At 63.4% G+C, this 12,392-nt stretch carries 10 protein-coding genes; 8 read left to right on the plus strand and 2 right to left on the minus strand.

Annotated features, from left to right (window positions below; genetic code table 11):
- Positions 1–125: 125 nt before the first annotated feature.
- From LB533_RS23610 to LB533_RS23620, 3 genes are read left to right on the plus strand one after another with little or no spacing between them, the layout of a single operon-like run.
- Complete coding sequence (locus tag LB533_RS23610) at positions 126–692, plus strand: sigma-70 family RNA polymerase sigma factor (protein WP_140643993.1); 567 nt, start codon at positions 126–128, stop codon at positions 690–692.
- Entirely contained in the window at positions 689–1,357 is a 669-nt protein-coding gene (locus LB533_RS23615; protein WP_140643991.1) for an anti-sigma factor, read from the plus strand. Before LB533_RS23610 ends, LB533_RS23615 begins: the two co-directional genes overlap by 4 nt.
- The gene (locus LB533_RS23620) at positions 1,347–2,774 is read left to right on the plus strand and encodes a S8 family serine peptidase (RefSeq protein ID WP_224678319.1); all 1,428 of its coding nucleotides are present in this window, start codon (positions 1,347–1,349) and stop codon (positions 2,772–2,774) included. The genes LB533_RS23615 and LB533_RS23620 overlap by 11 nt, the downstream gene beginning before the upstream one ends.
- Positions 2,775–2,849: 75 nt before the next feature.
- Here LB533_RS23620 and LB533_RS23625 read toward each other — a convergent pair whose 3' ends face one another.
- The gene (locus LB533_RS23625) at positions 2,850–4,196 is read right to left on the minus strand and encodes an NAD(P)/FAD-dependent oxidoreductase (protein ID WP_140643988.1); all 1,347 of its coding nucleotides are present in this window, start codon (positions 4,194–4,196) and stop codon (positions 2,850–2,852) included.
- A 148-nt stretch (positions 4,197–4,344) separates the two neighbouring features.
- Positions 4,345–5,373, minus strand: a complete 1,029-nt coding sequence (locus tag LB533_RS23630) for a LacI family DNA-binding transcriptional regulator (protein WP_140643986.1) — start codon at positions 5,371–5,373, stop codon at positions 4,345–4,347.
- Between the two features lie 362 nt (positions 5,374–5,735).
- Here LB533_RS23630 and LB533_RS23635 point away from each other — a divergent pair, with 362 nt between their 5' ends.
- From LB533_RS23635 to LB533_RS23655, 5 genes are all read left to right on the plus strand, one after another.
- Complete coding sequence (locus LB533_RS23635) at positions 5,736–7,091, plus strand: ABC transporter substrate-binding protein (protein WP_140643985.1); 1,356 nt, start codon at positions 5,736–5,738, stop codon at positions 7,089–7,091.
- Between the two features lie 263 nt (positions 7,092–7,354).
- Positions 7,355–8,368, plus strand: coding sequence for a carbohydrate ABC transporter permease (locus LB533_RS23640; RefSeq protein ID WP_140501210.1), 1,014 nt, complete (start codon positions 7,355–7,357; stop codon positions 8,366–8,368).
- Position 8,369: 1 nt separating this feature from the next.
- Positions 8,370–9,524 carry a carbohydrate ABC transporter permease gene (locus LB533_RS23645; RefSeq protein WP_140643983.1) on the plus strand — a complete coding sequence of 385 codons (1,155 nt, stop codon included), beginning with the start codon at positions 8,370–8,372 and terminating at the stop codon, positions 9,522–9,524.
- A gap of 4 nt (positions 9,525–9,528) precedes the next feature.
- Positions 9,529–11,193 carry an alpha-glucosidase gene (locus tag LB533_RS23650; protein WP_140643981.1) on the plus strand — a complete coding sequence of 555 codons (1,665 nt, stop codon included), beginning with the start codon at positions 9,529–9,531 and terminating at the stop codon, positions 11,191–11,193.
- Between the two features lie 25 nt (positions 11,194–11,218).
- On the plus strand, positions 11,219–12,331 hold the full coding sequence (locus LB533_RS23655; RefSeq protein WP_140643980.1) for an ABC transporter ATP-binding protein: 1,113 nt from the start codon (positions 11,219–11,221) through the stop codon (positions 12,329–12,331).
- The last annotated feature ends 61 nt before the right edge of the window (positions 12,332–12,392 follow it).

Raw genomic sequence — 12,392 nt, forward strand, 5'->3', positions numbered from 1 at the left:
CGTCCCTATATGCTCTGGCAACGCTCATCTTCTTCGGTTAGCCTCCGCAAATTCCTTGGCGGAGGATGAACCTTTTTGGACCGATCAGCGACAGAGCAGGCAGGAGCCAGGCGGCTCGATCGGCCATGACGGCCGCAATGGAAACCGATCGCGCGCTTGTCGAGCGGGTCGCGAAGGGCGACCGGGCCGCCGTGCGGCTCCTGTTCATGCGCCACCACGCGCGAATATACCGCTTCGTGGCGCGCCAGACGGGATCGGAAATGATGGCTGACGATATCGCGAACGAGGTGTTCCTCGAACTGTGGCGCCAGGCGCCGGATTTCGAGGGACGTTCCGAAGTCTCGACATGGCTGCTCGGCATCGCCCGCTTCAAGGCGCTGTCCCTGTTGCGCAAGAAAAAGGAAGACTGGATCGACGACGAGGCCGCCGCCGCGGTGCCCGACGGCGCCGATACGCCCGAGATCGTCACCATGAAGGAGGACAAGAGCGCCGCCTTGCGCCGCTTCATCGATGCCTTGCCGCACGAGCATCGCGTGGTCATCGATCTCGCCTATTATCAGGGGCAATCGGTGACCGAGATCGGCGAGGTCCTCGACATCCCGGTCGCGACCGTCAAGACCCGGATGTTTTATGCCCGCAAGAAACTCGGCGAGGCCCTCAAGGCCGCCGGTTACGACAGGGGGTGGCCATGAGCGCCGCTGAAAAGATGTCGCGCCGCGATGAAATGGAAACGCTGCTGCCGTTCTACCTGAACGGTTCGCTGGAAGGCTCGGAGCTGGAGGCCGTCGAGGAATGGCTGGCCAGCGATCCGGCGGCCATGGCGGCTCTTGGCGAGGCGGAGGCCGAATTCTCCAGCACCGCGGCCGCCAATGAGGCGATCCGTCCGCCGGCCGATGCGCTGAGCCGCTTTTCCAGGGCGCTCGATGCCGAGGCTGGCCCGGCGCGCGCCGCCGCCGGTTCGTCCTGGCTGGCGCAGGCCTGGGGCCGTTTCATGGCGCTGCCGGTCGGCGTCGCCTGGGCGGCGGCCGCGGCTCTGCTGGCACTGGTCATGGTGCAGTCGTTTATGCAGCCCGGCGGCAAGGGCGGCAATTTCGAGATCGCGGGCGCGCAGGACGAGATGGCGAAGATGCCGTTCGCCCTGGTCAAGTTCAAGCCCGACGCGAAAATGTCCGACATCGCCGCCTTTCTCGGCGGCAGCGGACTGAAGATCCTGGACGGACCGACTGCCGGGGGCGTGTTCCGGCTCGGCATTCCGGCCGCCAACGCGGCCGACTACACCAGGCAACTCGGCCTTGTTGCCGCCCAGCCTTTCACGGACACCGTGATCGAGGGAAGGAAACCGGCCGATGGCGGCTGAGGCGGTCATTCGATTTGCGGCAATCCTTGCGGCGGCGATGACGATCGCCATCGGGCCTGCGTCGGCGCAGGGCAACGACGCCAATGCCAACCGGGGAAAGATCGACTGCCGCGACGGCACCGATGCGGCGGGCGCCGACTGTGGCAAGGACGGCAAGGGCATCAATGACGGCGCGGCCGGTGCCGTGTTTCTTCCCGCCCTGATCGTTGACCTGTTCCCCAATCCGACCGCTCCTGCGGCACCGGTGCCGACGCCACGGCCGGACCCGGCGACGCCGCCCGCCGGCACGCAGGCCGGACCGCCTTCGGGCGGGCCGATCGTCTCGCCGAGCGATCTCATCGCCGTTGAGCCGCCACGCGCCGTGGCCGGCGATTTCGTGCCAGACGAGGTGCTGGTGACCGTCGATGGCGATGCGGGCGCCGTGCAGCAGATCGCCGCTTCCTTCGGCCTCGATGTGCGCTCGCAGCGGCGGTCGTTTCTGCTCGGCACCACCCTTGTGCGCTTCGGCATTCCCGACGGCCGACCCGTCGGCGTGGTGCTGGCGCAGCTTGCCGCCGACAGCCGCACAGAGCGGCGTGAGCCCAACCATATCTATTCGCTGCAGCAGGCGGCGGGCATCGTCAACTATGCGTTCGAGCGCATCGCGCTCGACGCCAACCAGGCGAGCGGCGAGAATGTCCGCGTCGCGGTAATCGATGCCGGCATCGACGACACCAACCCGACACTGGCCGGGGTCATCGCCGGCCAGTTCGACGCCATGCCCGACGTGCCGGTCGAAAAGCGCGACCACGGCACCTCAATCGACGGGCTGATCGCCGGCGTCGGCGCGCTCAAGGGCATGGCGCCCGGCGCCAGGATCTTTCACGCACGCGCCTTCGAAGGCGGCAAGTCGACAATGGACGTCATCCTTGCTGCGCTCGACTGGGCGGCAAGCCAAGACGTGCGCATCATCAATATGAGTTTCGTCGGTCCGAAGAACGACCTGCTCGGCGTCGCCTGCCGCAATGCACGCGCGCTCGGCATGGTTCTGGTCGCCGCCGCCGGGAACAACGGGCCTAAGGCGCCCTATGGCTACCCGGCCGCCTTCGACGGCGTCATCGCCGTGACCGCCACCGACGCCAGGGATGGGCTGATGCCGCAGGCCAATCGCGGCGCCTATGTCTTCATCTCGGCGCCGGGCGTCGAGATGGTGGCGCCGAGCGGAGCCGGCTCGGATGTCGTCACCGGCACATCGTTCGCCGCCGCGATCGTCTCGGGCGCCATTGCCAATCTCATCCACGCCGCGCCGGACCGCTCGGCCGACGCCATCGAAAAGGCGCTTGCCGCAACAGCCCGGGATCTCGGTTCGAAAGGGCGGGACGATGATTTCGGCTACGGGCTGCTGGACATCAAGGCCGCCCAGACGGCGAAGGAATGATCCTTGGCGACACGCCCCAAGGTCAAAATTCAGTCGACGGCTATTTGCGATGGCCGAGACGGGAGGAATGCTGGACTAGAGGGCCGGACCCAACCGAACGGCGCTCCCATCATAGAAGCGTGACAGCCGAAAGCGGTTGAGATCATGCCCACTCGCGTGACCCTGAATCAGGTCGGAAACGACGCGACCGATTCCAGGTCCGATACCGAATCCGTGACCACTCATTCCCGTCGCGACGAAAAGACCGACGATTGCCCGCACGTGATCCACGACGGGGACGACATCGGGCATGGCGTCAATCATGCCTCCCCACCCTGCCTTCAAGCGAACTGTTTCGAACTGTGGAAAAAGGCGTCTGAAATTGCGCTCTACAGAACGGATACCGGAGCGTTCAGCGGCCGGGTTGAGCACCCGCATTCTTTCGAAAGGACTCCGGGAATCCGGGGTCCAATCGCGCGGAATCGACCAACTGTCAGGGTAACCCGATGGAGCGCACGGAAAGTAGCGGGTTCCGAGCGGATTGGCCATGAGGGCGGGAAGATACTTGGTGGCGTGCCGGAATGCGTCAGGCCCCAGGTAAAGCAAATTACTGCCTCCCGGGGCGAGCGTGTATCCGCCATCCTGTCGGCGCCTGAAAGCGATGTGTTCGTCCGCTGCCGCACCTGCATAAATTTCAGGCATAGGCTCCGTTGCGGCTACGGTTACCCTGACGCTGAGTTGGGGGATGGAGACGCCGTGTCTTCTCAGGAACAGGGACGACCAGGCGCCGCCCGCGACCAGTACGCTGGAGGTTTCAATGCATCCCGCCTCGGTCCACACTCCTCTGATCCTGCCAGCTGAGATTTCGAGGGTTCGCGCTGCGCAATTCTCTATGATCTTGGCGCCTTTTCGGACGGCAAGACGAGCAAGCGCAGGCACCGCCAACCAAGGCTCCGCGCGCATGTCGGAGGGCGTCGTCATCGCGCCCTTGAACTTGCGCGACATGCCCTTGATGAGTTTCGCGGTTTCGTCCGCGTCCAGGAGGCGAGTGTCGAGCCCATGGATCGCGGCGATCTTCATGAACTCTTCGAAACCGGCCATGTCCTTGTCGGAGTTCGCCAGATAGGTCACACCTGTCTGGTACAGCCCGATGTCTTCGCCGCATTCCTCAGCCAGTTGCCGCCACAGGCGAGAAGCCTCGATGACAATTGGCAGTTCATCTGCGTCGCGCCCCTGCTTTCGTATCCAGCCCCAATTTCGGGACGATTGTTCGGCAGCAACGCGGCCTTTTTCCAGCAGCGTGACCGGAATGTTCCGCTTCGCCAGGAAAAGAGCCGTCGTTACGCCGATAATGCCGCCACCAATGATGACCACCTCCGAACGCTTCGGCGGCGGGCCAGGATGTTGGATTGGATTCATTTCGGAGAACGGGAATATCGGCAAGTGGGCATCCAGGAGAACTGGTTGATGGCTTTAGCTTACTGGTTGCCACCCTCTAAAAGCCAAAGCAAGCGCGGTGCACGCAGACCACTGTCCATGACACTGCAATCGATCTTCCGGCAACGACTGCGGCCCCTCGGAGCGATTGGCTCTATTCCAGGGCAGGCGCTCCGGCAACCGACCCCCTGATCACCAGATCGACCGGCCAGACCTCGCCGCGCGCCCCCTCTTCCAGCCCTGATATCCGCGCCGCCAGCCGTTCGGCGATGCGGGCGCCGGCGAGCCGGATCGAGGAGCGCGTCGTCGACAGCGGCACGGAGAAGTTCTCCGGCTTCAGCCATGGGAAGACGTCGTCATGGGCGATCAATGAGATGTCGCCGGGGATGCTCAAGCCGAGGTCGCGCACGGCGCGCACGACGCCGAGCGCCATGATCAGGCTGGAGCAAGCGATCGCGGTGGGCGCGCCGTCCTGTTCGAGCAGGCGCCGGGCGGCGCGATAGCCGTTCTCCTCGGTCATGGCAACGGAACAGACATGGCGTTCGCCCAAGGTCAGGCCGCTCGCGGCGAGCGCCCGGCGCACGCCTCGCTCGCGATGCACGGCGAAGGTTTCGCGGTCGTCGCCGTTGATCAGCGCCAGCCGCCGATGGCCGAGTTGGACGAGCAGCCGCGCCGCCTCGTGAAAGGCGCCCTCATTGTCGATGTCGAGATAGGGATAATCGAAATCGAAACCTTCGCTGCGGCCATGGATGATGAAGGGTATACCGAGCGTATTGACCAGCGCCACGCGCCGGTCGGCCGGCGTCGGCGAGGAGATGTAGACGGCGTCGACCTGGCGATTGGCGACGATGCGCCGGTAAGTCGTCTCCTGGTCGTCGGCGTCGGCGGGAGACAGCACCAGGTCGAGCTCGTGCGAGCGCGCATAGTCGCCAAGGCCGGACAGGAATTCGACGAAGTGCGGGTCGATGTCGACGGCAGCACCCGTCGGCAAGACATAGCCGATCATGCCGGACTTGCCGGTCGCAAGCCGGCGCGCGCTCGGATTGGGGCGGTAGCCATGGCGCTTGGCGGCGTCCATGACGCGCCGGCGCGTCTCTTCGTTGACCTCGGGATAGCCGTTCAGCGCCCGGCTTACCGTGGTCTGCGAAAGCGCCAGCATGTGCGCGAGTTGCTTCAGGTTCACGAGAGGCCTCCGTGCCTCAAAGCGCTTTTAAATTGAATCGACCCAAGCCCTGCGACAGGTCCGGCATATCATGACGAGCATAGGCAGGCTTGGTGCAGGTTTGAAACATAAATTGCTGCTGCGCTGCCAAAAAAGCATGCAGCAGCGCGATTTCTTAGACGCCAGACTCCTGAATTAAATCGATTAAGTTGCCACACCTCTTGACTTCTGGGCGATTCAATGGCGAGATCGAAAAAGCCAAAGCGCTTTGGAAGACTCTTCGAAAGGTTGCGGTTCCTTTCCGACTGAGTCACAGTCCTGCGGCGTCGGCGGGCGGAATGGAGGTTCCGTCCGGTATTGTGACCCACTGGGAGGGAATACCGATGAAGAAAATGCTTTTGCTGGGCGCCACGCTTGCCTTGCTGGCCCTCGGCGCGCCCGCGCAGGCCGAGCTGAAGTTCAAGCCGGGCGAGGACAAGCGTTTCAACTGGGCAAACTACGAAGAACTCAAGAAAGTCGACCTCAAGGGCGAGACCCTGTCCATCTTCGGGCCATGGCGCGGCGAGGACGAGGCCCTGGTTCGTGGCGTACTCGATTATTTCTCGGAAGCCACCGGAGCCGAGATCAAATATTCCTCCTCGGAAAATTACGAACAGCAGATCGTCATCGACACGCAGGCCGGCAGCCCACCCAACATCGCCGTTCTGCCGCAACCCGGCTTGATCCAGGATCTCGCTTCCAAGGGGCTCTTGACGCCGCTCGGCGACGACACCGCCAAATGGGTCAAGGACAATTACGGCGCCGGCCAGTCATGGGTCGACCTCGGCACTTTCAAGGACAAGGACGGCAAGCCTGGCTTCTTCGCCTTCCCCTACAAGGCCGACGTGAAGTCGCTGGTCTGGTACTCGCCGGACAATTTCGAGGAAGCCGGCTACAAGGTGCCAAAGACGCAGGAAGAACTCGCCGACCTCGAGAAGAAGATTATCGCCGACGGCGGCACGCCATGGTGCATCGGGCTCGGCTCGGGCGGCGCCACCGGTTGGCCGGCGACGGACTGGGTGGAAGACCTGATGCTGCGCACGCAGTCTCCGGAAATCTACGACAAATGGGTGAAGAACGAGATCCCCTTCAACGACCCGGCCGTGGTCAATGCAATCGACATCTTCGGCAAGATCGCGACCGACGACAAGATGGTCGATGGCGGCGCCAAGGCGGTCGCGGCGACCGATTTCCGCGACAGCCCCAAGGGCCTATTCGCGGTGCCGCCGAAATGCTACCTGCACCATCAGGCGTCGTTCATCCCGACCTTCTTCCCCGAAGGCACGAAAATCGGCCAGGACGCGGACTTCTTCTACTTTCCGCCCTATGCGTCCAAGCCCGAACTCGGCACCCCCGTGCTCGGCGCCGGAACGCTGGCGATGATCACCAAGGACTCGAAGGCCGCCCGCGCGTTCATCGAATTCCTTAAGATGCCGCTGGCCCATGAGATCTGGATGGCCGAAGGCGGTTTCGTGACGCCGTTCAAGACGGTCAACAAGGATGCCTATGCCAGCGATGCGCTGCGCAAGCAGGGCGAGATCCTGGCCAATGCCTCGACCTTCCGTTTCGACGGGTCGGACTTGATGCCGGGCAAGATCGGCGCCGGCGCCTTTTGGACCGGCATGATCGACCTGGTCGGCGGCAAGTCGGCGCAGGACGTCGCCACCGACATTCAGAAGAGCTGGGACGCGATCAAGTAAGAGCCGCACCCGCGGAGGCTTAGGCTTCCACCTCCCGAGCGGATCCGGGCCAGCTGGCCCGGATCCGACCGGCCCCATCGCAACATCCCAGCCCGGCCAACCGGGACGGGTCAGATCCAGTCGTGACAGCGTAGACATTCCGGCATGCGGCGGGCACGGAGCCACACGCTTCCCTGCCTGTTCGCGCTCAACAACGAGATCGGCGCGCGGCGCAACCGCAAGGATCGTTTCCATCCTGGCGGGTCGTGCAGGGAGAGGGACCCATGGCGGCTCAGATTTTCTCGGCCATATTCGTCATCATCATCGGCGTCGGCGGCTGCGTCGCCTATTTCTGGGGCGCCAACAAACTGCTCGACGTCACCTTTCCCTCGCGCGGCGTCTCGGGCGCCGCCGCCGTCGACAATCTGCGCCGGCAAGGGCTGATCCGGCCCTGGCTGTTCGTCGGTCCGGCGATGATCATCCTGACCATCTATCTCATCTATCCGGTGGTCGAGACGCTGCGGCTGTCCTTCCTCGATCGCGGCGGCGCCAATTTCGTCGGCCTGGCCAACTATCAATGGGCTTTCGGCGACCGCGAGTTCCGCAATTCGATCCTCAACAATGTGCTCTGGCTGGCCGTGGTGCCCGCCGCCTGCACCTTCCTTGGCCTGATCATCGCCGTGCTTACCGACAAGATCTGGTGGGGCACGATCGCCAAGAGCCTGATCTTCCTGCCGCTGGCGATCTCCTTCGTCGGCGCCAGCGTCATCTGGAAGTTCATCTATGAGTATCGCGGCGAGGGCCAGACGCAGATCGGTATCCTGAACGCCATCATCCAGCATTTCGGCGGCCAGCCGCAGGTCTGGATATCGCTGCCGTTCTGGAACAATTTCTTCCTGATGGTGATCCTGATCTGGATCCAGACCGGCTTTGCCATGGTCATCCTGTCTTCGGCGCTGCGCGGCATTCCGGAAGAGACCCTGGAAGCCGCCGTCATCGACGGTGCCAATCCGTTCCAGATCTTCTGGAAAATCATGGTGCCGCAGATCTGGGGCACCATCGCCGTGGTCTGGACCACAATCACCATCCTGGTGCTCAAGGTATTCGACATCGTGCTGACCATGACCAACGGCCAATGGAACAGCCAGGTGCTGGCCAATCTGATGTTCGACTGGATGTTCCGCGGCGGCGGTGATTTCGGCCGCGGCGCAACAATCGCCATCATCATCATGATCGCGGTCATTCCGATCATGGTCTGGAACATACGCCAGGCCAACAAAGAGACGGGAGGACATTGAGATGACCGTCGCGACCGGAAACTCCTTCGCCAGCCGCTTCGGCGTTCACATTGCCGTGCTGGTCTTCGTTGCGATCTGGACCATGCCGACGCTCGGCATTCTGGTATCGTCGCTGCGCGACAAGGACCAGATCATCGCCTCGGGCTGGTGGAACTCGTTCGCCAGCTCCAGCCAGACTGAAGCCGGACGCCTGCCGCCCGCCTCGGCGCAGGTCGAGAAGGATGGCAAGTTCGTCCTCCAGGGCAACATTTTCGGCGATGGCGCGGCGCGCGAGATCAGCGCCTTCGGCGTCAAGTCGGCGGCACCGACGCAATTTCCGGCCGGCACGTCGGCCGATCTCGGCGACGGCGTCACCTTGCAGCTCAATGCCGACGGCAGCTTCGTCATGACCTCGCCCAAGGCGTTCGAGGGCGACCGCGGCCAGCGCGTCTACTATGCCTCCTCGGCGCCGCCGAAATTCACCACCGACAACTACAGGACCGTGCTGTTTTCGGAAGGCATCGGCCGCTCCTTCATGAACTCGCTGACCGTCACTATCCCGGCGACCGTCATCCCGATCCTCATCGCCGCCTTTGCGGCTTACGCTCTGGCCTGGATGCGCTTTCCCGGGCGCGCGCTTCTGATCGCGGTCATCATCGGCCTTTTGGTGGTGCCGCTGCAGATGTCGCTGATCCCGCTGCTGAAGCTCTATAACGGCGTCGGCGCCTTCTTCGGCGTGCCGTCCAAGACCTATCTCGGCATCTGGCTGGCGCATACCGGCTTCGGGCTGCCCTTCGCCATCTACCTCTTGCGGAGCTACATTGCCGGCCTGCCGCGCGAGATCATGGAATCGGCGCGCATCGACGGCGCCAGCGATTTCGAGATCTTCGTCAAGATCGTGCTGCCGCTGTCATTTCCCGTGCTGGCATCCTTCGCCATCTTCCAGTTCCTGTGGGTATGGAACGATCTCCTGGTGGCGATGGTTTTCCTTGGCACGGAGGCGGATCAGATCGTGCTGACCGCCAAGCTCAATGCCTTGCTCGGCTCGCGTGGCGGCGACTGGGAGATCCTGACGACGTCGGCTTTCGTGACCATCATCGTGCCGCTGATCGTGTTCTTCTCCTTGCAGCGCTATTTCGTCCGCGGGCTGCTCGCAGGCTCGGTGAAAGGAGGCTGAAACCATGCAATCCGCTTTGAAAGCTAGTTCGAGGCCCGATCTCGCCGTCGATAGCGACTGGTGGCGAGGTGCCGTGATCTACCAGATCTATCCACGCAGCTATCAGGATTCGAATGGCGACGGCATCGGCGACCTCAAGGGCATCATCGGGCGGCTTCCCTATATCGCCGCGCTTGGCGCGGACGCCATCTGGATCTCGCCCTTCTTCAAATCGCCGATGAAGGACTTCGGCTACGACGTCTCGGATTACTGCGACGTCGACCCGATGTTCGGCACGCTGGCCGATTTCGACGCGTTGACGGCGGAGGCGCACAGGCTGGGGCTGAAGGTGATGATCGACGAGGTGCTGTCGCACACCGCCGACATCCATCCCTGGTTCAGGGAAAGCCGATCGAACCGCAGCAATCCGAAAGCCGACTGGTACGTCTGGGCCGATCCCAGGCCGGACGGCACACCGCCCAACAACTGGCTGTCGATCTTCGGCGGATCGGCCTGGCAATGGGACACCAGCCGCCAGCAATACTACCTGCACAACTTTCTCGCGGAACAGCCGGACCTCAATTTCCACAACGGCGAAGTCCAGGACGCGCTGCTCGACGTCACCCGCTTCTGGCTGGAGCGCGGTGTCGACGGGTTCCGCCTCGACACGATCAATTTCTACTTCCACAGCCAGGGGCTGGAAAACAACCCGCCGCTGCCACCGGAACAGCGCAACGACCAGACCGCACCCGCGGTCAATCCCTACAACTACCAGGACCACATCTACGACAAGAGCCGTCCGGAGAACCTCGGCTTCCTCGAACGCTTCCGCGCCCTGCTCGACGAATATCCGGCGACTGCCGCGGTCGGCGAGGTCGGCGATTCACAGCGCGGACTGGACGTTGTGGCGGCCTATACAGCCGGCGGCAAGCGCGTGCACATGTGCTATTCCTTCGATTTCCTGGCGCCGGAAAAGATCAGCGCCGCCAAGGTTCGTTCGGTGCTGGAAACCTTCGGCAAGGTTGCCAGCGACGGCTGGTCGTGTTGGGCCTTCTCCAACCATGACGTGATGCGCCCGGCCTCGCGCTGGGCCGCCAACGAAGCCGACCCGACCGCCTATCTCAAGGTTATCTCGGCATTGCTGATGTCCTTGCGCGGCTCGGTCTGTATCTATCAGGGCGAGGAATTGGGGCTCGGCGAAGCCGAATTGCGGTTCGAGGATCTGCAAGATCCCTACGGCATCCGCTTCTGGCCGGAATTCAAGGGCCGCGATGGCTGCCGCACGCCGATGGTGTGGGACGGCAACGCCAGGAATGGCGGCTTCTCCCAGGCAAAGCCGTGGCTGCCCGTGCCGGCCAAGCACCTGTCGCAAGCCGTCAATGTCCAGCAAGGCGACGAGCATTCGCTGCTCGAACACTACCGGCGCTTTCTCGGCTTCCGCCGCGCCCATCCGGCGCTGGCCAAGGGCGATATCAACTTCATCGAAAGCCAGGGCGACACTGTCGCCTTCACGCGCCGTGCCGGCAACGAGCAGATCGTCTGCGTCTTCAATCTGGGATCCGGGCCGGCGGAGGTTGACCTTGACGGCCGATCGCTGCAACCTTTGCCCGGACACGGATTTTCGGGACAGGCGAGCACCGGCTCCATCCGCCTCGGCGGCTACGGCGCCTGGTTCGGGCGTATCGACTGAATTCTAGGGAGCACTGGAGGGAAACATGGCCGATGTCACGCTGAGGCAAGTGAAGAAATCATACGGCAATCTCAACATTCTGCACGGCATCGACCTCGACATCAAATCGGGCGAGTTCATCGTTTTCGTCGGTCCGTCGGGCTGCGGCAAGTCGACATTGCTGCGCTCGATCGCCGGGCTCGAGGAGATCACCTCGGGCGAGCTCCGAATAGCCGGCGAGGTGGTCAACGACGTGCCGCCGTCGAAGCGCGGCATCGCCATGGTGTTCCAGTCCTACGCGCTTTATCCGCATATGACAGTCTATGACAACATGGCGTTCTCGATGAAGATCGGCAAGGAAAGCAAGGCCGAGATCGACAAGCGCGTGCGCCAGGCGGCAGAGATCCTGCAGCTGACCAACTATCTCGACCGCCTGCCCAAGGCGATGTCCGGCGGCCAGCGCCAGCGCGTGGCCATCGGCCGCGCCATCGTGCGCAACCCGAAAGTGTTCCTGTTCGACGAACCGCTGTCGAATCTCGACGCGGCGCTGCGCGTCGCCACCCGCATCGAGATCGCCAAGCTCAAGGAATCGATGCCCAACACCACCATGATCTACGTCACCCACGACCAGGTCGAGGCGATGACGCTGGCCGACCGCATCGTGGTGCTGAAGGAGGGCCATATCGAGCAGGTCGGCACGCCGATGGAACTCTACAAGAAACCCGGCAATCTGTTCGTTGCCCAGTTCATCGGCTCGCCGGCCATGAACATCCTGCCGGCGACCATCGACAAATCGGGCAATCCGACCGTCATCAGTCATGTCGGCGGCCGCAAGGCTACGGTGCCGATCGCGACGCCGGCCTCGGCCAAGGGCGCGTCGGTGAGCTTCGGCGTGCGGCCGGAGGACCTGGCGATCGCCAGCGGCACGGACTACCTGTTCGAAGGGACGGTGGACTATGTCGAGCAGCTCGGCGAGGTGCAACTCGTCTATGTCGACATCGGCCGCGCCGACCTGCCGCTGGTGACCAAGCTGCCGGGCAATGTCGAGGTCAAGCGCGGGGCGACGCTGCGGCTGAGCGCCGACGCCGGAGACCTTCATATCTTCGACGCGGATGGGCGATCCTTCGCGCTGCACGAGACGGAAGCGAAGGCAGCCTGAGAGCAGGCCATGAATTTACATGAATTAATTGCCGGCCACGCAAAAACAGGAGCGGGGGGGG

Source organism: Mesorhizobium sp. BR1-1-13 (assembly GCF_020165515.1).
GTDB lineage: Bacteria > Pseudomonadota > Alphaproteobacteria > Rhizobiales > Rhizobiaceae > Mesorhizobium.

Coding starts and splice junctions, on each gene's coding strand:
- LB533_RS23655 (WP_140643980.1), top strand. CDS start 11,219: ATGGCCGATGTCACGCTGAGGCAAGTGAAGAAATCATACGGCAATCTC.
- LB533_RS23635 (WP_140643985.1), top strand. CDS start 5,736: ATGAAGAAAATGCTTTTGCTGGGCGCCACGCTTGCCTTGCTGGCCCTC.
- LB533_RS23645 (WP_140643983.1), top strand. CDS start 8,370: ATGACCGTCGCGACCGGAAACTCCTTCGCCAGCCGCTTCGGCGTTCAC.
- LB533_RS23650 (WP_140643981.1), top strand. CDS start 9,529: ATGCAATCCGCTTTGAAAGCTAGTTCGAGGCCCGATCTCGCCGTCGAT.
- LB533_RS23640 (WP_140501210.1), top strand. CDS start 7,355: ATGGCGGCTCAGATTTTCTCGGCCATATTCGTCATCATCATCGGCGTC.
- LB533_RS23615 (WP_140643991.1), top strand. CDS start 689: ATGAGCGCCGCTGAAAAGATGTCGCGCCGCGATGAAATGGAAACGCTG.
- LB533_RS23620 (WP_224678319.1), top strand. CDS start 1,347: ATGGCGGCTGAGGCGGTCATTCGATTTGCGGCAATCCTTGCGGCGGCG.
- LB533_RS23610 (WP_140643993.1), top strand. CDS start 126: ATGACGGCCGCAATGGAAACCGATCGCGCGCTTGTCGAGCGGGTCGCG.